We start from the raw sequence: 24,419 nt of genomic DNA, 5'->3' as shown, positions 1-24,419 counted from the left end.
TCATTCCGGGCGCCTCCTTCGCGCCCGAGGCCGCAGCACCGATGTGTCACCAGAGAGGCCCCATGCAGATGCCCTCGCTCGCCGCAGACTTTCTCGCCGTCCTCGCCCTGATCTGCGTCGCGGCTGCCGTCCAGATGATCCGGCTGCGACGGAGCGGCGAGGTCGTCTTCAACGGCGGCATCCTGCTCGCTCTCGGTCTCGCGATCGCCTGCGCGCTTCCCATCCTGTCGCGCCTACCCTGGGCAGAATTGGTCGATGAGGTGTCCGACCAAGCCATTGCCACTATTGAACTCCTACATGCCGCTTTCGTTATTTTGACACTGTAAAGATTTTGCTTGACCCAGTGCTCCTTCTGAACTACTGATCTTTACACCGTAAAGATCGACCTTACCGGGGCGGCCCATGGCGATTTTCCTGATCCTCGCGCCCTACGGCGCTTACACTTGTCTGATGCTGGTGACGTCGGCCACTTCAAGCGTGTTCGCGGCCTCCGCGATCTGCCTCGCCACCATCGCGATCGATGTCGCGTGCGGCCGCTCGGTGAAGACCCTGGCCGCGGGCTCGGCGGTCGTGTTCGCCGCTATTGGGCTCTACCTCGCGCTGCTCGATCCGCAGCTCGGCACGCTCGGCGTCAAGCTGTCGGTCGACATCGGCATCTTCGTCATCTCGCTCGGCTCGATGCTGGTCCGCCGTCCCTTCACGCTGCAATATGCGCTGGAAGCGGTCCCGGCCGAGACCGCGGCGATGCCCGGCTTTCTCCATGCCAACTACGTCATCACCGCCGCGTGGACTGCAGCCGCGTTGTTGATGGCGGCCGCCAATCTCGTACTGCTCTACGTTCCCGGGCTGCCGCTCTGGTCGAGCCTTGCGGTCGCCTTCGCTGCCCGCAACAGCGCAATCTACTTCACAAGATGGTATCCCGAGTATCGCCAGATCAAGTACGGTACGCCGGCCCGCGCACTGCCCAACGCCCGCTGAACAGGATCGACGATGAAGGACGTATTCGCCCGCCTTGCCTCCGATTTCCTCTCGGCCATCGTCTTCCTGGCCGTCTACCTCATCACAGACAACGTCGTGCTGGCGACGTCGGTGGCAATTGCCGGCGCGATCGCGCAGGTGATCTATGCCCGCGTCAAGGGACGAGAGCTCAACTACATGACCTATGCGAGCCTCGCGCTCGTCGTCGTGCTGGGCGCCGTCACGCTGCTGACCAACGATCCGCGCTTCATGCTGGCAAAACCTTCCATCGCGCATTTCGCGATCGGCCTCATCATGCTCAAGCGCGGCTGGATGCTGCGCTACATGCCGCCGATCGTCGCCGAGACCGTTCCGGAATATGTGACGGCCGCGGGCTATGCCTGGGCGGTGCTGATGTTCGTGATCGGCGCGGGCATGATCGTGGTCGCCTCCACAGGCGATCTGAAGCTGTGGGCCTTCTACATCACAGTGGTTGCCGGTGGCGCCAAGATCCTGGCCTTCGCCGTGCAGTATGTGGTCCTGCGGCTCATCGTCACCAGCCGCCGGCGCGCCGCCGCCCGCGCCTAAAGCGCGATGTGATCGCGCTTTAGGTCGTTGTCTGAGCACGATCTTTTCCGAAAACCTACGCACTTTTCGGGATCATGCTTCTATGCCCCGAATGCAGCGTTAGGCAGGAGCTGCGAGTTGGGCTATAGGCTCGCTGAGGACAGGCCGCGGATCGTCGCGGGCTGCCGGAATTTATTCGGGAGACGGGAATGGCTGTGGACGGCAACTGGAATCTGACGATGACCACGCCGATGGGCGAGCGCCAGGCGACGCTGAGCCTGAAGGCTGCGGGCGGCACGCTCACGGGCATGCAGGGCGCGGAAGGCAATACCGCCGAGATTTTCGACGGCACTGTCTCTGGCGACAACGTCTCCTGGAAAGTCTCGATCGACAAACCAATGCCGCTCACGCTCGAATTCACCGGCACCGTCTCCGGCGACAGCATCAGCGGCGAGATGGGCATCGGCCCGATGGGCAGCTTCCCGTTCACGGGCGCGCGGGCGTAAGCGCGCGCTGCACCGATGCGTGCGCTCCGTCTCATCGCGGCGACGATCCTGTGTGTCGCGTCACAGGCCGCGCGCGCCGACGACACCGAGCCGGCGTGGCGCGCGAGCGCGCTCGCCCTGGTGCCGGCGGGCTATGTCGCCGGCACCGCCTATCGAACCGATGGTTCGACCGGCTATCTCGCCGTCTATCCGACGACCTCGAACGATCCGAAGACGCCGGGAAGCGTCTTTGCTGCGCGTCAGGCCCTCGTGGTCACGCTGACGGCGGATGCGGCACGCGCGATATCGGCCGAGTTGAAGCCGCGCGCCGAGCCGGATCCCGACAACGACGACACCGATTTCGCAAAGCTGCACGCCGAACTCGCCGCCAAGCGCGCCACCCTGCCCGAAGGCACCGAGCCCTGCGATCTCGGCGCTTGGTCCATCGACAAGGATCCGAACGGCCTGAATGTGCGCGCCGAGCCCTCGGTGAAGGCCGGCGTGCTCGGGACGCTGCCACCGCCCTATCGGCTCAAGCTCGGCGGCGCCGAGAACACGCCCGACGGCGGCTGGCTCACCGAATTCCGCATCATCGGCTTCAAGGACGGCTGGTTTTTGATCGAAGGCGCCAAGCCGCCGGGCAAGGACTACGAGGACGACAAGAAATATCCGCGTAGCGCGCCAAAACCCTATGCCGGGCGCGGCTGGGTCGCTTCGAGCAAGGTCGGCGCGAACTACGCCAATGGCGCCACGCGCGCGGGCGGACTGTTCCAGGCCCCCTTCGTCGACGCCAAATGGGTGCCGGCCCAGCGCGAGCTCGGCGGTCCGATCGACGGCGATGGCGGGCCGAAGCGGCTTCTCGCCTGCAGCGGCCATTGGGGTCTGGTCGAGAGCCACGACGGCGTGCGCGGCTGGTGGCGCGCGCTCTGCTCCAACCAGGTCACGAATTGCAGCTGACGGGAGCCAGCGCTCCGCGACATTCTCTCCCTTGCCTCTTATGCAATTCAGGATTGTATCTGGGGGTGACACCCGGGAGGCAAGAATGTCCGATAGCATCGCGCGTGCAACTCACCGATCACTGACGGCTGCGTTCGTCTGCATTCTGCTGGGAGCAACAATGCCGGCCGGGCGCGGCGAACATTTGCCGCCGAAGGTTGCTCCTGACGCAACGACCTGGAAGCCCGCCTCGATCTTCAAAGACAACGAGAAGAACGAAAAGCTCAAGGACCAGCCGCGCATGAATCTGAGCGGCGCGGCATGCGTGCCGACCACGCCCAAATTCACGTCGTGCCTGATTGCCAATGACGAGAAGAAGTATGCGCAGTTCTTCTCGATCGAAGGCAACGTCCTCCTTCCAAAGGATCTCATTCTGCTTTCGGACGAAGACAAGGACCCCGATGCCGAGGGCGTCGCCTATGACGAAGGCTTCTTCTACGTGACCGGCTCGCATGGTCGAAGCCGTCACAATGACAAGAAAAACCTGTCGAGCTACGCCGTATTTCGGATCGCCGTCGATCCGCAAACCGGCGTTCCCAGGACCAAACCTGATGCCGAGCGCGTCGATGGCGTCGAGGCGAGTTCACGGTTGCGCAAAGTGCTCAAGAAGGACGACGACGTCGAGGCTTACTTCAACGAGCCGCTTGCCGATGGCGGCATCAACATCGAAGGAATTGCGGTCAGGAACGGTCGCATGTACTTCGGGTTGCGAAGCCCGTCGCTGAAGCGTCATGCCTTCGTGGTCAGCGTCAAGGCGGATGCGCTCTTCACCAAGGACGACGATCTCAAGCCCAGGACCAAATCGCTCGAACTCGGCAAGGATACCGGGATCCGGGACCTCGCTGCGGTCCGCGACGGGCTCTTGATACTCGCAGGCCCGACACGCGAGGAAGACGTTCCCTATACCGTCTGGCTGTGGGACGGCAGCAGCGAGACCGCAAAGCCCCTGGCGAGGCTGGACCTGAGCAAGGTCAAGGACGGCGCCAAAGCGGAAATTCTGCTTCCCCTCGAGGAAGACGCCGACAGCATTCGCGTCCTCGTCATGTTTGACGGCGTCGAAAATGGCGGCGCCATGTCGTTCAAGATCCAGCGCTGAACGCGCGCCGCGCGTCCGCCGGCGCGAGACCGGCGGACCACGCTGGACCCGATTAGACTAGAGTCTAGTTCCGCCACGCCCGCGGCAGGGCCGCGGCGCCAATTCCGCGGTCGCCAAGATTGCCGACGTCACGAGCTTTTGCCGAGGACCAGGGCGACGAACGCCCGCAGGTCGCTCAGCATCAGGTCCGGCTCCTCCCAAGCGGCGAAGTGGCCGCCCGACGGCATGTCGCTCCAGTGCACGATGTCGTAGGTCTTCTGTGCAAAGGTGCGCGGCGGCGGGATGAATACGGGGTCGGGGAAGGCGGCGACGCCGGTCGGCACCTTGATGCGCGTTCCAGCGGGAAACTTGTTCGACTTTTCGAGGCGCCTGCCCTGATAGATCCAGGTCGCAGTGACGACCGAGGACGGCGCGACGTAGAGCATGATGTTGGTGAGCAACTCTTCTTCGCAGAACTTGCTCCAGATGTCCGGGCGGCCATCGGGCGCCACCGGGAGATCGGCCCACTTGCCGATCTTCTCGAGCATCCAGCCGGCCGCGCCGACGGGGCTGTCGGCCATCGCCGCGCCGAGCGTTTGCGGGCGCGTCCCCTGCTGGTGACTGTAGCCGCTCTCCAGCTCCAAGAGTTCGTCCCGTTTGGCGACGAATGCCTTTTCCGCGTCGCTCGTCGGTGCGGCATCCTCCGCGTGTAGGTTGACCATGTTGAGGTGGATGCCGAGCAGCGCGTCGGGCCGGTCGTGCGCCATCCACGCGGCGATGGCGTTACCCCAATCCCCGCCCTGGACGATGAAGCGCTCGGCACCGTAAAGCTCGCCCATCAGCCCGTTCATCAGCGCCGCGGCCCGCCGCGGCCCGACGAGGCCGGTAATCGGCTTCGAGAAAGCGAAGCCGGGCAGCGACGGGACGACGACGTCGTGACCGTCCGCCACCAGCGGCTCCAGCAGCGGCTCGAACTCGAGATACGAGCCTGGCCAGCCGTGCAGGAGTAGAAGCGGCGGCTTCGAGCCGTCGCCCTTCAAATGCACGAAATGCAGGTGCTCGCCGTCGACATCCGTCATGAAATTCGGAAGCCGATTGAGGCGCCGCTCGACGGCACGCCAGTCGTAGACATCCCGCCAATAGGTGACGAGCCGCTGGAGGTCGGCGACCCCGACGCCCGATCGCCAACCTCCCGCGTCGGGAAGCTCGCTCCAGTCGTAGGCGGCGACCTTGCGCGCGATGGTCGCGAGCCGGTCGTCGGAAATCTCGATCTTGTAGGGCGTCGCCATCGCCGTCTCCTCGCTCCGCCGCCGCTCGCCGCGTGACGCCCGTTGGCTGCTCTAGCCCAGGTTCAACTCCTTGAAGAAGTCGTTGCCCTTGTCGTCGATGATGATGAACGCCGGGAAGTCGACCACCTCGATGCGCCAGATCGCTTCCATGCCGAGTTCGGGATATTCGAGCACCTCGACCTTCTTGATGCAGTGCTCGGCGAGGTTCGCGGCGGCGCCGCCGATCGAGCCGAGATAGAAACCGCCGTACTTCTTGCAGGCCTCGCGCACGGCGGGCGCACGGTTGCCCTTGGCCACCATCACCATCGAGCCGCCGGCGGCCTGGAACTGGTCCACGAAGGAATCCATGCGGCCCGCGGTGGTCGGGCCGAACGCGCCGGAGGCGTAGCCTTCGGGCGTCTTGGCAGGACCGGCATAATAGACCGGATGGTTCTTGAAGTAATCCGGCAGCGGCTCGCCCCTCTCCAGCCGCTCGCGTAGCTTGGCATGGGCGGAATCGCGCGCGACGATCATGGTGCCGGTCATCGACACCCGCGTCTTGATCGGGTGCTTCGAGAACGTCGCCAGGATGTCCTTCATCGGCTGGTTGAGGTCGATCTTGACGACCTCGCCGCCGAGCGACTGCTCGACCTGCGGCAGGTACTGCGCCGGGTTGTGCTCGAGCTCCTCGAGATAGACGCCGTCCCTGGTGATCTTGCCGAGCACCTGGCGGTCGGCCGAGCAGGACACGCCAAGCCCGATGGGGAGCGATGCGCCGTGGCGCGGCATGCGGATCACGCGCACGTCGTGGCAGAAATATTTTCCGCCGAACTGCGCGCCCACCCCCAGGCTTTGCGTCATCTTGTGGATTTCCTTCTCCATCTCGACGTCGCGGAAGGCATTGCCGTCGGGCGAGCCGTGGGTCGGCAGCGCGTCGAGATAGCGCGCGGAGGCGAGCTTCACCGTCTTCATGCAGAGCTCGGCCGAAGTGCCGCCGATCACGATGGCGAGGTGATAGGGCGGGCACGCCGCGGTGCCGAGGGTGAGGATCTTCTCCTTCAGGAAGGCAAGCAGCCGATCCTTGGTCAGCACCGAGGGCGTCGCCTGGAACAGAAAGCTCTTGTTGGCGGAGCCGCCGCCCTTGGCCATGAACATGAACTTGTAGGCGGTTGCTAAGTCCCCTTGGCCCTCGGCGTAGATCTCGCACTGCGCCGGCATGTTGTTGGCGGTGTTCTTCTCCTCGTACATCGAGAGCGGAGCCACCTGCGAGTAGCGCAGATTGCGGCGCAGGTAAGCGTCGCGCGCGCCTTCCGACAGCGCCGCCTCGTCGTCACCGTCGGTGATGACGTTGCAGCCCTTCTTGCCCATGATGATCGCGGTGCCGGTGTCCTGGCACATCGGCAGCACGCCGCCGGCCGCGATGTTGGCGTTCTTCAGGAAGTCCAGCGCAACGAACTTGTCGTTCGGGCTCGCCTCACCGTCCTCCAGGATCGCGCGGAGCTGCTGCAAATGGCCGGGCCGCAGATAGTGGTTGATGTCGCCAAAGGCCGCCTCCGACAGCGCCCGCAGCGCCTCGCGCGAGACCACCAGCATGTCCTTGCCGAGGACCTTCTCGACCCTGACACCCTCGGACGAAATCTTCTTGTAGGGCGTCTCGTCCTTGCCCAGCGGGAACAGCGGGGTGTGCTTGTAGGGCGGAACGGGCTTGGACTGGTCGGGAAAGGCGGTGGGAGCGTTCATGGGGCGGATCTCGGGGTTCTGGGGGCTCGCGGGCCCTTAGGCATAGAAGGGTTCTAAGCGCATTTTGGCCCGAAAAGAAAGGGAGCGGTGCGCATGGGAGAGGCAGGCCGGGCTCGGGAAGGCATTGGCACAGCTCGTGGAAATGCCTTTGCCCGCCCTTGCGCTTCGCGTCCACCGAGGCTTGAATGCGCGCCCCAAGGGGCTTTTCATCATGACATTGAAACTGAACGTCCGCGGCGCGATCCTGGTCGCCGCTGCCATCACCGGACTTGTGACCTTCACCTCGCCCGCTCGCGCCGATCGCTGTGACGACAGCGCCAAGGAATTGGCAAACCAGGTCGACCGCCTCAAGGTGAATTTCCGGGCCGCCAACGTCGTATACATGACGCATCCGGCGGCCAAGGAGCTGTCCGTGGGTTGCCGCGGCGACAAATATTCCATCGAGCTCTATGCCAAGGGTGATCGCAAACCCAAGCCGGAGTTCTACGCGCTGGTCGGTTCGATGGCCGCGATCGTCTTCACCGTGACGAAGGACGACACGACGACGGGCGCGACACGCTGCCTGAAGCGGATGGGCCTGTTGCGCGGCGACAAGATCAGCATGCGCTACCGCCGCCTCAACATGGAATGCACCCGCACCAGGACGGAGGCATCCATCGCCATCACGCGCGGCAAGGACGAGTAGGCGGGGCACTCACCCTGTCCGCGCGCTCGCGGCGTATGCGTCGCGGTGCCGCTCACCACATTCTCCGTCATTGCGAGCGCAGCGACTTGTCCGCCGAAGCCTTCGGCGAAGGCGGAAGCAATCCAGAATCTTTCCGCGGAGACAGGCTGGATCGCTTCGTCGCTCCGCTCCTCGCAATGACGAGGAAAGTCTTCGTTGTCTCCTCACATAGCGAAGACGCCTGCCTCATTCCGCCAATTCCCTCGCATTTTAGCGATTGCCTTGAGGGAAACTTCGCTCCTCGCAAGGCAGGCTCAATTGTTTCCATGTGTGAGGATTTGCGGATGAAGGTTTCCACCGTTGCGCCGCCGCCGATCGCGATCGTGGTGCCGAGCTACGACACGACCAAGCAGCAGGACGATCGGACCATGACCCAGGACAACGACCCGACCTACAAGCCGCCGCCGCCCGCGCCGCTGCCGCCAGGTCAGGGCACGCGGATCGACCAGCTCGCCTGATCAGGCTTGCCAAAGCTGAAGCGCCCGATCCGGTCGATCGGGCTTTTCGCGCGTCCGGCCGCATCTTTGCCGGATAGCCGCGGCAGCATCGCGCGCCCTTCATCTGGGACCCGCGTATGATCGCACGCCTGCTGCTGCAGAACACGGTCTTCGTCGCCGCAATGGGCGCGCTGCTGTTCGCGTGCGCCGGGACACTGCACTGGCCGTCGGCGTGGACGTTCCTCGCCACCTCCGCGCTACTTGGCCCGCTCTGCGGCTGGTGGCTCTACCGGATCGATCCGGCGCTGCTCGCCGAACGTCTGCGCCCGGTCCTGCAGAAGGATCAGCCCGCCGCCGACAAGATGTTCATGACCGTTTTCGTCGTCGCGATGCTGGCCTGGCTGGCCGTGATGGGGCTCGACCGCCGGTTTCAATCCTCGGACATGCCGATTGCGTTGCAGGCGCTCGGCCTCGGATTGCTCCTGGTCTCGACACTGTTCACCATGTGGGTCTTCCGCGAGAACTCGTTCGCCGCGCCCGTGGTGAAGCTGCAAACCGAGCGCGCGCAGCACGTGATCTCGACCGGTCCCTACGCCTATGTCCGCCATCCCATGTACAGCGGCCTGGTGCTGTTCTTCACCGGCGTGCCTTTGCTGCTGGGATCGTGGTGGGGACTTGCGATGATGCCGCTCTTCATCGCGTTGTTCGCGGTCCGCATCCCTATCGAGGAGCGCACGTTGCGCGAGGGCCTGCCGGGCTACACCGACTACATGGTGCGGGTGCCCTATCGCCTTGTACCCGGCGTCTGGTGAGCGCCGATCGCTGTCCCGCCGGACCGGCTAACCATCCAGCTCGCGATAGCGGCGGAAGATGCCCTGCTCGTTGAAGGGAATACGGCGCTCGCTTTCGAGATAGGCCTTGATATTCGGCCGTGCCGCGATGCGGTCGTGCAGGCCGACAAGGCCCGGCACATCCGCTTCGAACGCTTTCATGCGCTTGGGGAAGGCATAGCGCAGCCCGTCGACGATCTGGAACAGCGAGAGGTCGACGTAAGTCAGGCGGCGACCGGCGACATGGGTGCCGCCGCTCTCGGCGAGAAGCTGCTCGAAATAGCCGAGATATTTCGGCACGCGCTCGCTCCAGAAGTCGGCCGTGCGCTTCTTCGCCGGCGGCTTCTGGTCCTCGTAATAGAGCGAGGGCCCGAGCGGATGATGGGTGTCGTGGATCTCGACGACGAGATCGGTGATGGTGAGCTGCAGCTGGTGCACCCAGAGCCTGCCGGCGTCCGTCTTCGGCGCAAGCCCATGGCGGGCGCCGAGATAGAGCAGGATGTTGGCGGTCTGGCCGATGACGAGCTTGCCCGCTTTCAGGAACGGCGGCGCAAAAGGCGGCGTGCCCTTGCGCGCGTCCATCATCTTCATCATTGCGCTGGTGCCGCGCGGACCGCGCGCGACGTCGACATAGGGCGCCCCCGCCTCCTCCAGCGCCAGCCGCACATATTCACCGCGGCCCTGGATCTCGGGCCAGTAGTAGAGCTCGTATTTCATGGGTGGGTCCGTAAGAGTGGCGCGAGGCAAATCAATGTAGCACCCGCCGCAAGTTCCGTCAGCGTTGCAGCGCCCGCCGCTCCTACCCCAACAAAAAAGGGCGCCGTGCTCGAGCACGACGCCCCTTCCTGCCAAATCGCTTGCGATCAGTTGGTCTGCTGGATCGCCGACAATTCCCAGCCGCTGCCCGGGCGTCGGGCGAACGTCCAGACCTCCGTGGCTTCGCCCGGCTGCTCGCTGCCGGCAACAATTGCGCCGCTGTTGCGGTCGACCGTCTTGTCGGTGAGCGCGAAGCGCAGCGCCACCGTGGCGTATTCGGTCTCGCCTTCGCGCCAGGCTTCCGCGAGGTCGCCCTGCAGCAGCTTGACGTTGGTTACCTTGTTGACGACGTTGCGCGCGCGGTTCTGGGCGAGGTCCTGCTCGAAATAGGAGACCATTTCCGGCGTCGCGAGCGTGTGCAGCTTGGCCACATCCTCGTTCGACCAGGCCGTCTGGATCTCGCCGAGCAGACGCTCGAATGCCTCATAGTCGCCCGGCTTGATCTCGAGCGGCGCGTTGTTGGCGCCGAAGCCGAAGCCACCGAGACCACCAGCGAGGCCGCTGCGATAGTTCGCTTGCGGTCCAGGGCCTGCGCCGGCATCAGCATTGGCGTAGGCCGCGCGCGGGGCATGACGGCGCTGCCACCAGGACATCGCCAGCCGCACCACGAGGACCATGAGCGCGATCTGGATGATCAGACCGAGGATCGAGGACAGGCCGCCGAGGCCGCCGAACAGGCCGCCGCCGAACAGCATGCCGAGCAGTCCGGCGCCGAGGAAGCCGGCCGCAAGGCCGCCCAGGAAGCCGCCGCCGCGACCGAACAGGCCACCGCGCGCGGGCGCGGTTGCGGCCGAATTCATGCCTGCGCCCGGCTGGGTGTAGGTGCGGTTGAACTGCGAGGCCGAGCCCGGCGCGGTCGTGGTCGAGGGCGGCGCCGAATAGGTGCGCGAACCGCGCGAACCCGACGAGAAGCCGCCTCCGACGCGCGCATCGGCGGATGAGATCGCCAGCGCGGTCGGCAGCGCAAGCGCCAGCACGACGGCGATCGTCTTGAAGAGATTGCGGGAGCGTAGCGAGAAAGTCATGTGCGTTTCCCAAATCCCCGGCATGGGGACATGCGCTTAAGATGGGCAGACTTCCCGAAAAGTGAAGCCGGTTTCGGAACCCGCGGCTGCGGCCCTCAGTCGCGGGGATGTGACGAAACCCCATATTTGACGGGGGCTTGGCCGGTGCACCCTGGAACCGTGGTCGCCTGTTACCGACGGCATCAGGATGAAAATTCCGCTTTTTCCTCGTCATTGCGAACGGAGTGTGGAAGCGATTGGGCGCAAGGAACGGCGTGCCGCCTCCCGCTCTCACCCCTGCTTCGCCATCGTCTCCTTCACCGCCGCCACCAGCTGGCTCAGCGTGAACGGCTTTGGCAGGAAGTCGAACTGCTGGCCTTCAGGCAGGCTCTTCTCGAAGGCGTCCTCGGCATAGCCGGAGACGAAGATGAACTTGATGTCGGGGTTCTTGTCGCGCATCGCCTTCAGCAGCGTCGGGCCGTCCATCTCCGGCATCACGACGTCGGAGACGACGAGATCGATCGCGCCGCCCTGCTCCTCCAGCACGTCCATGGCCTCGACGCCGTTCTCGGCCTCGACCACGGTGTAGCCGCGCGAGCGCAGGCCGCGGGCGTTGAGCGCGCGCAGGCCCTCTTCGTCTTCGACCAGCAGGATGGTGCCCTGCCCGGTGAGATCGGTGCGCGGCTTGGCCTCGGCGCCCGCAGGCGCGGCTTCCTTCGCAGCGCTGACCGCCGCTGCGGACTGCTCGACCTGCACTTCCTCCTCGGCATGGTGACGCGGCAGGAAGATGTGGAACGAGGTGCCCTGCCCCGGCTCGGAGTCCACGTAGATGAAGCCGCCGGTCTGCTTGACGATGCCGTAGACGGTGGAGAGCCCGAGGCCGGTACCCTTGCCCACTTCCTTCGTCGAGAAGAACGGCTCGAAGATCTTGTCGCGGATGTCGGGAGGAATGCCGGTGCCGGTGTCGGCGACCTCGATCCGGACATAATCCGCAGCCGGCATGCCCTTGTAGGCGAGCCTGCCTGCGTCCTCGGTGCTGACGTTGGCGGTACGGATGATCAGCTTGCCGCCGTCGGGCATGGCGTCGCGCGCGTTCACGGCGAGGTTGACGATCACCTGCTCGAACTGGGAGACGTCGACCTTCACCGGCCAGAGATCGCGGCCGTGGACGAGGTCGAGCTTGACCTTCTCGCCGATCAGCCGGCGCAGCAGCATGGTGAGATCGCTCAGGGCGTCGCCGAGATCGAGCACCTGCGGCCGCAGCGTCTGCCGCCGCGAGAACGCCAGCAGCTGCCGCACCAGGGTCGCGGCCCGCGTCGCGTTCTGCTTGATCTGCATGATGTCCTGGAACGACGGGTCGGTCGGCTTGTGCGCGTTCAGCAGGAAGTCGTTCGCCATCATGATGGCGGACAGCACGTTGTTGAAGTCGTGGGCGATGCCGCCGGCGAGCTGGCCGACCGTCTCCATCTTCTGGGACTGGTTGATCTGGTTCTCCAGCGCGCGCCGCTCGGTGGTCTCGAGCATGTGCACGATGGCGGCTTCCGCCTCGTTCTCGGCCGCATCGACCGGCGTGACGAAGAACTGGCCCCAGCGCTCCTTGGCCCCTTCCAGCGCCACCTCGACCGGCGCGATATCGGCCTTGCCTTCGGCGGCCTGGTTGATGGCGGCGATCAAAAGGTGCCGGTCGCGCGAATTGACCGCGCGGAAGATCGACTTGCTGGCGCTGTCGAGCCCGAGCGCCTGTCCGAGCTTGGCATAGCGCGCATTGGCGCGCACGACATTGCCGGCGCGATCGACCGTCGCGATCGCCATCGGCGTGTGGTCGAAGAAGCGCATGAAGCGTACTTCGGCGGCGCGGTCGGGGTCGCTGCGCTCGTCGCGGGCGCGGCTGATCACCAGCGTGCGCGACGGCCCCGGCGCACCGTCGGCGCCGAAGGCGAGCTTGTGATAGAGCCGCACCGGCATGGTCTTGCCGGTGCGCATGCGCAGGTCGATGTCGAAGACCTCCGTCTTCACCTCGCCCGGCACCGCCACGATCGAGGTCAGCAGCGAGGCGCCGTCGCCGGACACGATGTCGGTCAGCTTCAATCCGCCCGAGCCGATCTCGGCGAGGTCGTAGTCGAGCCAGTTTGCCAGCGTCGCATTGACGTAGGCGAGCTCTCCGGCCGGATTGACCGAGAAGAAGCCGCACGGCGCGTGATCGAGATATTCGATCGCGTGCTGGAGCTCCTGGAACACGTCCTCCTGGCGCTCGCGGTCGCGGGTGATGTCGGCGATCGACCACACCGCGTATTTCGCGTCGCGCTTTCCGGTGCCGAGCGGGCGCACCCGCATGCGCAACCAGCGGCCCTGACTGCCGTCATGGCCGGAGATCCGCACCTCTTCCTGCTGCCGCTTGCCTTCGCGGGCGGCCTTGAGCAGCCGGAACACCGCTTCGGAGACGTCGGGATTGCCGATGAAGACGCGCTCGACCGGACGCACGTCCTGCGGACCGCTGGCGCCGGTCAGCGTCAGGTAGGCCGCGTTGGAATAGACCACGTGGCCGCGCGGATCGGTCACGGCCAGCCCGTCGAATCCATGATCGGCGATCCGGCCCACGACCGGATCATCGAGACTGCGGTCGGCGAAGCGGATGATGCCGGCGGCGAAGGCGAACAGGTTGAACAGGCCGACCATCGCCAGCACGGCGAGGATGCCGAGGATATAGGGCTGCGCCTGCGCCCGCCCGAGCGTCATCAGCCCGACGGCCACCGCGACGAGGCCGGCGGCCACCAGCAGCACCAGCGCAATGCTGCCCGAGCGCGGCGACGGTTCGTGCGCCGGAACGGGTTCGCGTGTGAGGTCGTGGTCGGTCTCGGCGGTCATCTCAAGCTGGCGCAGCCTGTCGGCAGAGAATCAACGCGCTACAGGGCGCGTAGGGTCCTCCCTGCCTGAATCGGACCCAAAGGTGCAAGGGCAGCAGGGGCGAAACGTACGCTGATTCCCAGATTACGGCCATTTCCGGTACTTTTCGGGGTGTTTTATCCCCGCCCGGCGCTGAATCCGCGCTTCAGCCGCATGACGTAGCCGATCACCTCGGCGACCGCATGGTAGTGTTCGGTCGGGATTTCCTGGTCGATGTCGACCGTGGCGTAGAGCGCGCGGGCCAGCGGCACGTTCTCCACGATCGGGATGTCGTGCTCGCGCGCGATCTCCCGGATCTTGAAGGCGAGGTTGTCGACGCCCTTGGCGACGCAGATCGGCGCCGACATGCCACGCTCATAGGACAGCGCCACCGAGTAGTGGGTCGGGTTGGTGATAATCACCGAGGCCTTGGGAACCGCCGCCATCATGCGCTTCTTGGCGCGCTGCTGCCGCAACTGCCTGATCTTGCCCTTGATGTGCGGGTCACCTTCGGACTGCTTGAATTCTTCCTTGATCTCCTGAAGCGACATTTTCTGCCGCTGGAACCAGCTTCGGTACTGGAAGAAATAATCGCCGATGGCGACGATCGCGAGCGCTGCGACCACCGCGCCGAGCAGATGAATGGTCATGCTGGTGCTGGCACCGAGCATGGCGGCCGGATCGAGCCGGACCATCGCCTCCATGCGATGCCGCTCCGGCCACAGGATCATGGTCATGACCACGCCGAGCACCACCAGCTTGCCGATGCCTTTGAGAAAATTGGCTGCCGCCTGCTTGCCGAAGATGCGCTTGAATCCGGCGCCGGGCGATATTTTGCTGAGCTTGGGTGTCAGGGATTCGGTCGACCAGACCAGGCGGTGCTGCAGCATGTTGCCGGCAATCGCGGCCAGCATCAGCATCAGGAGGGGCACGCCGATCGCCGCGAGCACGGCGAATTCGATCTGCTGCATCAGCGCGAGCAGAGCCTTGCCGTCGGTCTTGATCATCCAGGAATTGGCGAGCAGGTTGCGCATCGGCGCCAGCAGCCCGCTGCCGACCGACCCCGAGAAGGTCGACACCACGAGCGTGCCGCCCGCCATCATGAACCAGGTGTTGATCTCCTGGCTCTTGGCGACGTCGCCGCGTTCGAGCGCATCGTCAAGGCGCTTTTGCGTCGGGTCTTCTGTTTGACTCTCTGGGTCCTTGTCTTCCGACATCGATCTATCGTGCCCTGAGCGGCATCATCTGGTGCATGACACCGATGAAATAATCCAGATACGTGCCCATCATCGCCGTGAGCACCACCGCGAGCACCAGGAAGCCCACGAAGATCGAGAGCGGCACGCCGACGAAATAGACCTGCATCTGCGGCATCAGCCGCGCCAGCACCCCCAACCCGATGTTGAAGACGAGGCCGAACACCAGGAACGGCCCGGAGAGCTGCAAGCCCAGGCGGAACGCGGCTGCGAAGGCGCGCGTTGCCAGCGAGGCGACATCGCCGCTCGATACGGTCTCGCCCGGCGAGAAGATCGCGTAGCTGTCGTTCAGCGCCGCGATCACCAGATGATGGCTGTCGGTGGCAAACAGCAGCGTCACCCCCAGCATGGTCAGGAAGTTGCCGACCAGCACGCCCTGCTGTCCCTGCGTCGGATCGACCGAGGTGACGAAGCCAAGCCCCATCTGCTGGGCGATCACGGATCCCGCAACCTGGAGCGCCGACAACGTCACGCGCGCGGTCGCGCCCAGCACGATACCGATCACGATCTCATGCAGCATCAGGACCAGCAGCGGCGCCAGCGAGCCCATGTCGACGTGGTAGGCGTTGCGATGCAGGGGCAGGATGATCAGCGTGAGCAACAGCGCGATCGACAGCTTTATCCGCGTCGGAATGTTGGTCTCGCCCAGACCTGGCAGCAGCATCACCATCGCGCCGACCCGGGCGAAGGCGAGCATGAAGGAGGCGGCGAGCGCCGGCAGCAGCGAGACGTCGATGCGCATGGCCGAATGCCTCGGCTCCAACATTCGCATGCCATCGCGGCAGGCACTTTTGCGAATGTTGGAGCCAAAGAGGCATTCGCAAATATCAATAGTCGTGCGGCTATTGGATTTGACATTCGCCAACGCGACTGCGGAGCCCCCTGGGCGAACGTCAAATCCACCGCACGACGCATTGTGCCTCAGCCGCCGATGATTCGCGACGAGATCCGCAACATGTGGGCGTGGAGCGCGTCGGCCATGAACGGCAGCGCCAGCAGCATCGTGGCGAAGATGGCCAGGATCTTCGGCACGTAGATCAGCGTCTGCTCCTGGATCTGCGTCAGCGCCTGGAACAGCGACACGATGACGCCGACCACGAGGCCGACCACCATCAGCGGCGAGGACACGATCACAATGGTCCAGATCGCATCGCGCGCGACGTCGAGAGTCTCGGGTCCGGTCATTTGGCAATTCTCACTCTAAAATTGTTTGTCGTCATTCCGGGGCTCGCGAAGCGAGAACCCGGAATCTCGAGATTCCGGGTTCGGTGCTTCGCACCGCCCCGGAATGACTGCGCATCAGATCGGCATCTTCATGATGTCTTCATATGCCGCGATCACGCGGTCGCGCACCGAGACCAGCGTGGATACCGCGACGTCGGTGTCTGCAACCGCCGTCACCACGTCCATCACGTTGGCCTTGCCGGCGGCCATCGCCACCGTCTGCGCATCGGATTTGCGGCCGGACTCCATGACGCTGCCGACGGCGTCCTTCAGCAGCGAAGCAAAGGATTGCCCGGCCGGCTCGCTGCCCTTGCCGGCGCCGCTGTTCTCGAGCACGCGGGCCAGGCTGGCATAGGCGTTCGCGGCGATTGTGGGTGATGCCATGTCTCAAATGTCCTGTTCAGCTCTTGAGGATGTCGAGCGTGCGCTGGATCATCCGGCGCGTCGCACTGATGATGTTGAGATTGGCCTCGTAGGACCGCTGCGCGTCGCGCATGTCGGTCATCTCGACCACCGAATTCACGTTGGGATATTTGACGTTGCCGCTCGCATCCGCAGCCGGATTGCTTGGCTCGTATTTGACGCGGAAGCTGGACTGGTCGGGCTTGATCCTGCCGAGAGTGACGACCTGCGCCTCGAGCGTGCGGTCGAGCGCGGAGGAGAAGGTCGGAACCTTGCGCCGATAGGGGTCGCCGCCGGCGGTTTGCGCCGTCGAGTCGGCATTCGCGATGTTTTCCGAGATCACCCGCATGCGCCCGGCCTGCGCGCGCAGGCCGGAGGTGGCGATCGCCATCGAGCGGGCAAAGTCGCTGCTGTCATTCGCCATGATGCGCCTCTGGCTCTCCTGGTCCCCGGATCACGCCTAGCCCTTGCCGATCGCGGTCTTGAGCAGGCGCAGGCTCTTCGAATAGAGCGAGGTCGCCGCCGCGTAGTCCATCTGGTTGCTGGCGGCCTTCATCATCTCCTCCTCGAGATTGACGGCGTTGCCCGCGGGGCGGGTCTCAAAGCCCGCGTCCCTGTTCTGGTCGAATGCGGAAACCGCGCCCGATGGCGTCATGTGCGAGGCGCTGGTACGGGTCAGGGCCAGGGGGCCCATGGACCCCGTGACGGCGCCGGTCCTGTCGAACTTCGGCTCGACCAGGTCGCGCGGCCGGAATTTGGGCGTGTCGGAATTGGAGACGTTCTCGGACAGGACGCGCTGGCGCTCCTGGTGCCACTGCATCTTGGTGCGAAGCGCCGACAGCACCGGGAGATCGTTGATGGACATCGTCGCGGCTCCTTCCGCCCTTTCCGGACCTCCAAGGTCCGAAGCTAGGCAGAATTTGCCGGCTGTATGGTTAACAGCTGGTTAAGGACGCTCTCGACGCCTGTCCCCGAGCGAGACACGATTTTGCAACCCCGTGATTCTACGCCTCGAAAAGCGACATTAACCCAACCGTTTGGCGGCGCGTGCACAGGGCAAGAAGTCGTTTTGGATCGGGCGATTCATGGGTTATTAAGGGTTGGGGACGGCAAAACCTGCCGTGGAACGTTAAGAAATCGCAGTTTGGGGCATCGTATGCCGGTGGTTGGCCAATCTGACCACGGGCACGAGAAAAGCGCCATTTGTCGGGGACAAGTATGCAAGGCAGCCCTATCACCTTCATCGTCGCGTTCATCGTCGTTCTGGCGTTGATCGGCGTCGCTGCGTGGCTGGTTCGCCGATTCGGCAGCAGCCGGCTGGGTGCCAACACCCAGCGCGGCAGGATGCCCCGCCTCGCCGTGATCGACGCCGCCGCGGTCGACGGAAGGCGCCGGCTGGTGCTGGTCCGGCGCGACAATGTCGAGCATCTCCTGATGATCGGCGGGCCCACCGACATCGTGGTCGAGCCCAATATCGTTCGTGCCGCGCCCAGCCGCGACCAGCTCCCGCAGCGTCCCAACGCCGAGCCGCCGCGCCTCGCGCCCATGCCCGACGCCGGCGGCTGGGCCGACGAAGCGCCGCGCCCCGAACTGCTCGATCATCCCGAGCCGCAAATGCCCGAGCCGCCGCCGCGGCCCGCGCGCCCCTCCTTCGCCGAGGAACTGCGCCGGCCTGCTCCTCCGCTGGCCGAACGCCGCAGCGAACCGCCCCTGGGAGGCTTTACACCGGAGCCGGCCGCGCCACGTCCCGAGCGCGAAGCACGGCCCGAGCCGCCGCGCATCACGCGCGGCGAGCCGCCGCTGATGCCGCGTCCGCCGCGCGGGAGCGAGGCGGTGAAGATGCCGCCAGTGCGCCCTGAGCGCGCTGCTGCACCGCCGCCTCCTCCGCCCGTGCCGCAGGCTCCGCCCGTGCCGCCGCCGGCACCTGCTGCTGCGCCCTCGAGCGCCGAGCAGAATCTCGCCGAAATGGCGCAGCGGCTGGAGGCCGCCCTGCGCCGCCCGGCCGGGGAAACGGTCGCACCTCCGGTTGCGCCGGAGCCGCCGGCCGCTCCCCCGCGGGCGGCACGCAGCGAGCCGCCGGCACCACCTGCCCCGCCGGCGAAGCCGGCTGCGGAAAAGACCAGCTTTGAAAATCTCGAAGACGAGATGGCCTCGCTGCTCGGCCGTCCGAAGCCGTCTTCGTGAGGCTGCCGGCCCTCCCGCGTAGAGTTCTTTTCCTCTCTGTCCTGCTCGGCGCGGCCTCGCTCGCGATGCCGGCGCATGCGCAGGACATCAGCATCAATCTCGGCGGCCAGGGCGGCGGCGTCACCGAGCGCGCGATCCAGCTCATCGCCCTGCTCACGGTGCTGTCGATCGCGCCCTCGATCCTGATCATGATGACGTCGTTCACGCGCATCGTGGTCGTGCTGTCGCTGCTGCGCACCGCGATGGGCACCGCGACCGCCCCGCCGAACTCGGTGATCATTGCGCTCGCGATGTTCCTCACCTTCTTCGTGATGGGCCCGGTCCTGCAAAAATCCTACGACGAGGGCATCCGTCCGCTTGTCGCCAACCAGATCGACGTCGAGGATGCACTCCAGCGCGCCTCCGTCCCCTTGCGCGGCTTCATGCAGAAGAACGTGCGCGAGAAGGACCTCAAGCTGTTCCTGGACCTGTCGGGCGAGCCGCCGCCGGCCACTCCCGACGAGCTCGCCTTGCGCATTCTCGTCCCCGCCTTCATGATTTCCGAGCTGAAGCGCGCCTTCGAGATCGGCTTCCTGTTGTTCCTCCCCTTCCTGATCATCGACCTCGTCGTCGCCTCGGTGCTGATGTCGATGGGCATGATGATGCTGCCCCCGGCGACGATCTCGCTGCCGTTCAAGCTGATCTTCTTCGTGCTGGTCGACGGCTGGTCGCTGGTGGCGGGAAGTCTGGTGCAGAGTTACGGGGGGTGAGGCTGGCTCGGAGATGAGGCGAGCGACGCATCCTCTCCGCTCCCAGCGATGGCCCCCGGCCCCTCGCCGTCATTGCGAGGCCCCCTCGCGATGACGCAATCCAGACTGCCGCCGCGAAAAGATCTGGATTGCTTCGCGCAGCTCGCAATGACGGAGACCGTGGCACTGTCCCGGGTCGCGCTTCGCGCCGCAGCTGAGCCCTATCGCGTCATCTTGATCTGCCGCACGACCGGGATCGTGGGCAGCGAGCCGGTGTGGTCGGACTCGTCCCTGGCCTGCGGCGAGCCGGGCGCGCGCGCCGTGGCGTCGGGGAAGCGCTGCTTCATCTCGCGCAGGAAGCCGTCGAGCGTATCGACGCTGGCAGCGAGCTTGGCGATCTCGGCAAATTCGGCGCTCGATGCCGCGGCCGGCTTGCTGGCGATGTCGAAGGCGAGACGGTCGGCGCTCTCGCTCATCAGCGGCGCGTATTTCTCGCGGAAGCGCGACAGGCCGATCGAGTCGTCGGCGAGCGCATAGCCGACGGCGGCGCGGATGATGTCGCTCTTCTCGACCGCATTGAGCGGCTTGAAGTCGCGGAAACGGTCGCCGTAATAGAGTTCGATCTGCTCGGCGGACTCGCGCCAGCGCCGCGCCGCCCAGAAGATGTCGGAGCGCAGACGGAGCACTTCGCGCCCCGAGACGTTGGAGACGATGTCGAGCGCGAGGTCGTGACGGCCGACGTCGCTCTGCGCGCGCGCTTCCAGCAGCAGGCGCTGCTGCCGGAGCTCGCCGGAGAGATCGCTGATGCGGCTCGCGCGCAGCGCGGTGATTGCCATGTCGGGCTTGCGGTTGGCGAGATAGATCATGGAAAGCCGCGCGGCGACCTGGGCGCGCGCCGCGCCTTCAAGGCGATGATCGACTTGGTATTGCAGAAGCTCGGCGGCCTGATCGAGCAGATCGATCGAGGCGAGACGGTCGGCGAGCCGGCGGATCAGCTCGTCGCCGCGGCGGCCGATCGGCGTCAGCTCGCGGAACTCGTAGAACATCCCGAGCGCCTCGACCGGCGGCAGCTCGTCGCCCTTCGGCCCGAGAAATAGCTGCGTGAACAGGTCGGAGGCGAGATCCTGCGCCTGACGCGAGGCTTCGGCATTCGGCTGGAGCCTCGTCGCGGTGCGCGCGGCGGTGAGCGCTTCCCGGTAACGCCCGTTCTCGGCATACAGCTGCGCCAGCATCTGGAGCGTCTTGACCTCGATCGTGTCGCCGCGCCAGGTCATGGACAGCGTCTCGAGTTCGCGCAGCGCCTCTTCCTTGCCGATCTCGTCGCGCTTCTGCCGCAGTGCGACCTCGAGCTGCTTGGCCTCGGCCGCAGCCGGACGGTCGTTCGAGGCGACCGCGAACCTGTAGTCGTCGAGCGCATCCTTGTCGTGGCCGAGCGCCTCGGCGAGCCGGCCGCGCAGCACGGCGAAGCCGGGCGCGGCCTCGGGCGGGACGCCGACCACCTCGAGCTCGCTGCGGCGCTTGGAGGCGCCGGCATAGTCCTTCACCTCGAGCGAGGCGCGCATCGCGTCCATCGTCACGATGCGTTGGATGTCGAGCGGCAGCGAGGCGATGGCGAATTCGACGTTCTTGAACTTCTCGCGCGCGTCTGCCCATTTGCCCTGGCGCGCATAGGCGAGCGCCTTCCAGAGCTGGGAATCGTGGCTGTTGCCGATCACGGGATTGGCGAGATCCTTCAGGCCCTGCGCCGGCCGGCCGATCAGGATGCTCGCGATCGCATGCATGATCAGCGCACCGCTCTCCTCCTTGTTGAGGGGATCGGTCAGCATCACGTCGGTCACGGCCTTGGCCTCGTGATACATGGCGCGCGACATGTAGAACTGCGCGAGATCGAGCCGCGGTAGCGAACGCAACGCCGGCTCGACCGCCGAGATCGCCGTCATCAGCTCGCCCTGGCGCGCCCAGAAATTCTCCGACTGGCCCTTGCGCCAGCCGTCGGGGCTGAAGACCGGGCGCACCGCGGTCGGCGCCCGCTCGGCCGAGATGTCGACCGGCGACAGCGTCAACCCGCCCTTCTTGCCGAGAATCACCTTGTCGGAGCCGACCTCGACGCCGACCTCGTCGGAGTTCGGCCGGATCGCGATGCCGTGCGCGGATTCCAGCAGCGAGAGATCGACGAGGTCCTGCCGCTTGATGAAGCCGCGCACCGGCCGCTGCGCGGTGACGACATAGAGCGTGTCGCCGGCATCCGGGTCGGTGAGCTTGTGCAGGAGGCCCGGATTGGCGAAGGGGATCGCGATATTGGCCAGCGCGGGATCGGTGATGTTGCGCGACATCATCAGCGGCAGCGGGGTCGCCTGGATCTTGTCGGCGAGCGTCAGCAGCCAGTTGGTCTCCTTGCCGACCTCCTCGCTCGTCAGCGAGTAGACCAGCGGACGGGTGAGACGGATGCGCACCGCCTGCCCCTTGTCGAGCGGGATGCGGCCGACCTCGCCGATCATCGCGCCGCCCTTGGTGCGGATCGCCTCGACATCGATCGGTTTCGGTGTATCGAACACCAGCCACACCGTGTCGCCGCGGCGGAACGCCGCCGCCGGCGTTGCGACCTGAACCGGGAACGTCACGCGCAGGCCGTCACTGTCGCGGCGCGCATCGACGCCGGCGACCGTCGGCTGCGGCGCAGGCTTGGTGACTTCCTTGGCAACGTCCTTGACCGGCGCCTTCGCAGCCTCTTCGGCAGGCGCGGGCTTGGCCGGCGCGGCCGCCGCTTCGGCGGCGGGAGGCGCGGGCTTCGCAACTTCCTTCGCGGCTTCCTTTGGCGCTTCCTTGGGCGCTTCCTTGACCATCTCCGGCGCGTGCGCCGCCTCAGCCGCAGGAGCCGGCTTCGCCGCTTCGGCGGGTGGCATCGCAGCCGGTGCGTCCGGCTTCGCTTCCGGCTTCGCCTCGGGCTTGACGTCGATCCTGGCTTCGCGCGCGATCGTCTCGGAGGTCGGCGGTGCGATCTCGCTACGGGCGTCCTTCGGCTTCTCGGCCGCCGGCTTTTCCGGCGCAGGCTCCGGTCCGTGACCGGCGGGCTTCATCTGCGCGATCGCCGCCTCGGGCGTCGCGGTCGCCCTGCCCTTGTCGGGCTGGAAGGCGACGTCGACGACGTAGTTCTTCTCGTCGCGGAACGAATGTACGTCGGAATCGCCGATCAGCGCGATCTCGACATTGGTCTGGTCGATGTCGGCCTTCTGCTTGATCGAGGCGACGTTCGGCGGCGCTGCGACGATCGCGTCCGCCAGGTCGAAATTGAGATTGGCGTTGAAGGCGAGCGTGAGCTTCTGCTCGTTGAGCACGGAGGAGACGCCGACGCCGTCGGGCATCTCGAACACGAAGCGCACGAAGGTCGGCTGCACCGAGGCACGCACGCGGATCTGCGGACGCTTCCTGGCCTCGGCGGCGGCGCGCTGGGCACGCAGCGCGCGTTCGGCCACGCGTGCGCGCTCGGCGAGCTCCTTGACCACGTCCATGGGCAGGCTCGGCGGCGGTCCCTTCCAGCCCTCGGGCAAGAGGTCGACGAAGGTGCGCTCGCCGGCATTCATGGTGTTGACGGTGACGCGCCGCGCCAGCGACAGGCGGATCGCGCTGCCATCCGGGTCGCGGCGGGCGGAGTTGACGTAATCGGGCGCGCCTTCCGGGACTCGGTCGACGGGAACGTCGACGGGCCGATCGAAGCGGATGATGAGGATGGAACCCGCGGTCGCCACCTCGGAGGGAACGTCCTCGCCGAGCTTGATGACGAGACGGGCAAAGCCGCCGCCGGCGGAAAACGTCGCCTCGCCCCTGACAGGATCAGCCGCCCGGGCAGGCGCACCAAGGCCGATCAGCAGGCAGACCGCCAGCACGCCCGCGTTTCGGACATGACGCGACAACCCCGGCACCGAAGCGCGGGCTCGCGACACAAATCCAGCGGCAGCCTCTCGCGCCATTGGCGGCATTTCTTCCGTTTCGACGGCCGGCGCCGGTCCTGATGCCGGCTCCTCCCCTCGACCTTAAGGTTTTGCCAATTAAGGACTTCTTAAGTATGAGCCCTCAATTCGGCTTTTGCGTCGGCTTGCCGTCGATCTTGGGCAGGTCCGCGGCCGAAGCCGACTGATCGCCGCCGCCATTGGCGCGGCGGGCCATCTCGACCGTCAGCTTCTCGGCCGCTTCCGGCGACATCAATCCCAGGATGTCCGACATCTTCCGCGGCGCGATGGCCGAGGCGATCTCGATCAGCACGCCCATCTCGAGCCGGTCGAACACCCGTGCGGCGTCCTTGGGCTTCATCCCCTCGTACATGGTCACGAGGCCCTTCATGCGCTGGGCTTCGGCGGCCTTCTGCTCGGCCTGCGTCGCCGAGATGCGGCTTTCCACCGCCTTCATCTCCTCGACCTTGCCTTCGATGCGCTTCTCGGCCGATTTGAGCAGGCTTTCGCGAATGTCGATCTCGCGCTGGCGGGCCTCGATCTCCTGGCGCCGCGCCTGCAGCCGCTCCAGGATCGCGCGCTCGGCGGCCGAGACCTGCGGCTGGGCTTCGTCCATCTTGACCACGGTGCCTTCCGGCTTGGTCTCGGGCGCGGCGGGCTTGGGCGCCTCCTTCGGCGCGCCGTGGGTCGAGCCGGTGATGATCTCCGGCTCCTCGCGGCCGGTCGGGAAGTTCAGATTCTCCTGCGCCCAGGATTTCCTGGTCTGGTTCGGCTTGTAGTCGAAGACATAGCCGCCATTGATCACGAGGCCCGCCACCTTCAGCGTGGCAAGACCGGCGACGGCAACCAGGACGACCGGAATGACGCGGATGTTACGAAAGGACTTCATTTCCTGA

The 24,419-nt window shown here is 65.8% G+C and carries 24 protein-coding genes; 11 read left to right on the top strand and 13 right to left on the bottom strand.

Going from position 1 to position 24,419, the window contains the following annotated elements; genetic code table 11:
* Window positions 1-62: 62 nt before the first annotated feature.
* The 6 genes from XH87_RS04965 (at window position 63) to XH87_RS04940 (ending at window position 4,101) form a co-directional block, all read left to right on the top strand.
* A complete protein-coding gene (locus tag XH87_RS04965) occupies window positions 63-326 on the top strand; it encodes a hypothetical protein (protein WP_271586371.1) in 264 nt (87 codons plus the stop codon).
* Between the two features lie 76 nt (window positions 327-402).
* The gene (locus tag XH87_RS04960; RefSeq protein ID WP_158670862.1) at window positions 403-978 is read left to right on the top strand and encodes a hypothetical protein; all 576 of its coding nucleotides are present in this window, start codon (window positions 403-405) and stop codon (window positions 976-978) included.
* A 12-nt stretch (window positions 979-990) separates the two neighbouring features.
* A complete protein-coding gene (locus XH87_RS04955; RefSeq protein ID WP_158670863.1) occupies window positions 991-1,545 on the top strand; it encodes an inner membrane-spanning protein YciB in 555 nt (184 codons plus the stop codon).
* Between the two features lie 188 nt (window positions 1,546-1,733).
* Complete coding sequence (locus XH87_RS04950) at window positions 1,734-2,030, top strand: hypothetical protein (RefSeq protein WP_035707375.1); 297 nt, start codon at window positions 1,734-1,736, stop codon at window positions 2,028-2,030.
* Between the two features lie 15 nt (window positions 2,031-2,045).
* Window positions 2,046-2,966, top strand: a complete 921-nt coding sequence (locus tag XH87_RS04945; RefSeq protein ID WP_271586370.1) for an SH3 domain-containing protein — start codon at window positions 2,046-2,048, stop codon at window positions 2,964-2,966.
* 85 nt (window positions 2,967-3,051) lie between these two features.
* Complete coding sequence (locus XH87_RS04940) at window positions 3,052-4,101, top strand: DUF3616 domain-containing protein (protein ID WP_271586369.1); 1,050 nt, start codon at window positions 3,052-3,054, stop codon at window positions 4,099-4,101.
* 128 nt (window positions 4,102-4,229) lie between these two features.
* Here XH87_RS04940 and XH87_RS04935 read toward each other — a convergent pair whose 3' ends face one another.
* A complete protein-coding gene (locus tag XH87_RS04935) occupies window positions 4,230-5,369 on the bottom strand; it encodes an epoxide hydrolase family protein (RefSeq protein ID WP_271586368.1) in 1,140 nt (379 codons plus the stop codon).
* A 51-nt stretch (window positions 5,370-5,420) separates the two neighbouring features.
* Entirely contained in the window at window positions 5,421-7,088 is a 1,668-nt protein-coding gene (locus XH87_RS04930; protein ID WP_271586367.1) for a fumarate hydratase, read from the bottom strand.
* 211 nt (window positions 7,089-7,299) lie between these two features.
* Here XH87_RS04930 and XH87_RS04925 point away from each other — a divergent pair, with 211 nt between their 5' ends.
* The 3 genes from XH87_RS04925 (at window position 7,300) to XH87_RS04915 (ending at window position 9,061) form a co-directional block, all read left to right on the top strand.
* The gene (locus tag XH87_RS04925) at window positions 7,300-7,773 is read left to right on the top strand and encodes a hypothetical protein (protein WP_271586366.1); all 474 of its coding nucleotides are present in this window, start codon (window positions 7,300-7,302) and stop codon (window positions 7,771-7,773) included.
* 323 nt (window positions 7,774-8,096) lie between these two features.
* A complete protein-coding gene (locus XH87_RS04920; RefSeq protein WP_271586365.1) occupies window positions 8,097-8,270 on the top strand; it encodes a hypothetical protein in 174 nt (57 codons plus the stop codon).
* A 116-nt stretch (window positions 8,271-8,386) separates the two neighbouring features.
* Complete coding sequence (locus XH87_RS04915) at window positions 8,387-9,061, top strand: methyltransferase family protein (protein WP_271586364.1); 675 nt, start codon at window positions 8,387-8,389, stop codon at window positions 9,059-9,061.
* 27 nt (window positions 9,062-9,088) lie between these two features.
* Here the strand turns inward: XH87_RS04915 and XH87_RS04910 are convergent, their stop codons facing one another.
* The 9 genes from XH87_RS04910 to flgB form a co-directional block, all read right to left on the bottom strand.
* Window positions 9,089-9,796, bottom strand: a complete 708-nt coding sequence (locus XH87_RS04910) for a glutathione S-transferase (RefSeq protein ID WP_271586363.1) — start codon at window positions 9,794-9,796, stop codon at window positions 9,089-9,091.
* A gap of 146 nt (window positions 9,797-9,942) precedes the next feature.
* Complete coding sequence (locus tag XH87_RS04905; protein WP_271586362.1) at window positions 9,943-10,944, bottom strand: Tim44 domain-containing protein; 1,002 nt, start codon at window positions 10,942-10,944, stop codon at window positions 9,943-9,945.
* Window positions 10,945-11,190: 246 nt separating this feature from the next.
* Complete coding sequence (cckA, locus tag XH87_RS04900; protein ID WP_271586361.1) at window positions 11,191-13,764, bottom strand: cell cycle histidine kinase CckA; 2,574 nt, start codon at window positions 13,762-13,764, stop codon at window positions 11,191-11,193.
* 155 nt (window positions 13,765-13,919) lie between these two features.
* Window positions 13,920-14,999: a flagellar biosynthesis protein FlhB gene (flhB, locus tag XH87_RS04895; protein WP_271586360.1), complete on the bottom strand. Its 1,080-nt coding sequence runs from the start codon at window positions 14,997-14,999 to the stop codon at window positions 13,920-13,922.
* Between the two features lie 4 nt (window positions 15,000-15,003).
* Window positions 15,004-15,780: a flagellar biosynthetic protein FliR gene (gene fliR / locus XH87_RS04890; protein WP_035707361.1), complete on the bottom strand. Its 777-nt coding sequence runs from the start codon at window positions 15,778-15,780 to the stop codon at window positions 15,004-15,006.
* Window positions 15,781-15,959: 179 nt separating this feature from the next.
* Window positions 15,960-16,223, bottom strand: a complete 264-nt coding sequence (fliQ, locus tag XH87_RS04885) for a flagellar biosynthesis protein FliQ (RefSeq protein ID WP_018321865.1) — start codon at window positions 16,221-16,223, stop codon at window positions 15,960-15,962.
* A 114-nt stretch (window positions 16,224-16,337) separates the two neighbouring features.
* Window positions 16,338-16,646 carry a flagellar hook-basal body complex protein FliE gene (gene fliE / locus XH87_RS04880; RefSeq protein ID WP_271586359.1) on the bottom strand — a complete coding sequence of 103 codons (309 nt, stop codon included), beginning with the start codon at window positions 16,644-16,646 and terminating at the stop codon, window positions 16,338-16,340.
* Between the two features lie 16 nt (window positions 16,647-16,662).
* Window positions 16,663-17,088, bottom strand: coding sequence for a flagellar basal body rod protein FlgC (gene flgC, locus XH87_RS04875; protein WP_271586358.1), 426 nt, complete (start codon window positions 17,086-17,088; stop codon window positions 16,663-16,665).
* A gap of 36 nt (window positions 17,089-17,124) precedes the next feature.
* Window positions 17,125-17,529, bottom strand: a complete 405-nt coding sequence (gene flgB, locus XH87_RS04870) for a flagellar basal body rod protein FlgB (protein WP_035707335.1) — start codon at window positions 17,527-17,529, stop codon at window positions 17,125-17,127.
* Between the two features lie 353 nt (window positions 17,530-17,882).
* On the opposite strand from flgB, the gene XH87_RS04865 reads away from it, so the two are divergent.
* Both XH87_RS04865 and fliP read left to right on the top strand, forming a co-directional pair.
* Window positions 17,883-18,848, top strand: coding sequence for a flagellar biosynthetic protein FliO (locus tag XH87_RS04865; RefSeq protein ID WP_271586357.1), 966 nt, complete (start codon window positions 17,883-17,885; stop codon window positions 18,846-18,848).
* Window positions 18,845-19,597, top strand: coding sequence for a flagellar type III secretion system pore protein FliP (gene fliP, locus XH87_RS04860; RefSeq protein WP_271586356.1), 753 nt, complete (start codon window positions 18,845-18,847; stop codon window positions 19,595-19,597). The genes XH87_RS04865 and fliP overlap by 4 nt, the downstream gene beginning before the upstream one ends.
* A gap of 200 nt (window positions 19,598-19,797) precedes the next feature.
* Here the strand turns inward: fliP and XH87_RS04855 are convergent, their stop codons facing one another.
* Window positions 19,798-23,544 carry a tetratricopeptide repeat protein gene (locus tag XH87_RS04855; protein ID WP_271586355.1) on the bottom strand — a complete coding sequence of 1,249 codons (3,747 nt, stop codon included), beginning with the start codon at window positions 23,542-23,544 and terminating at the stop codon, window positions 19,798-19,800.
* 103 nt (window positions 23,545-23,647) lie between these two features.
* Complete coding sequence (locus XH87_RS04850; RefSeq protein ID WP_035707314.1) at window positions 23,648-24,412, bottom strand: MotE family protein; 765 nt, start codon at window positions 24,410-24,412, stop codon at window positions 23,648-23,650.
* Between the last annotated feature and the right edge of the window lie 7 nt (window positions 24,413-24,419).

Origin of the sequence: Bradyrhizobium sp. CCBAU 53415, assembly GCF_028128735.1 — a bacterium.
Lineage (GTDB): Bacteria > Pseudomonadota > Alphaproteobacteria > Rhizobiales > Xanthobacteraceae > Bradyrhizobium.
The sequence above is the reverse complement of the archived record's forward strand: the minus strand, read 5'-3'. Positions and strand labels throughout refer to the sequence as shown.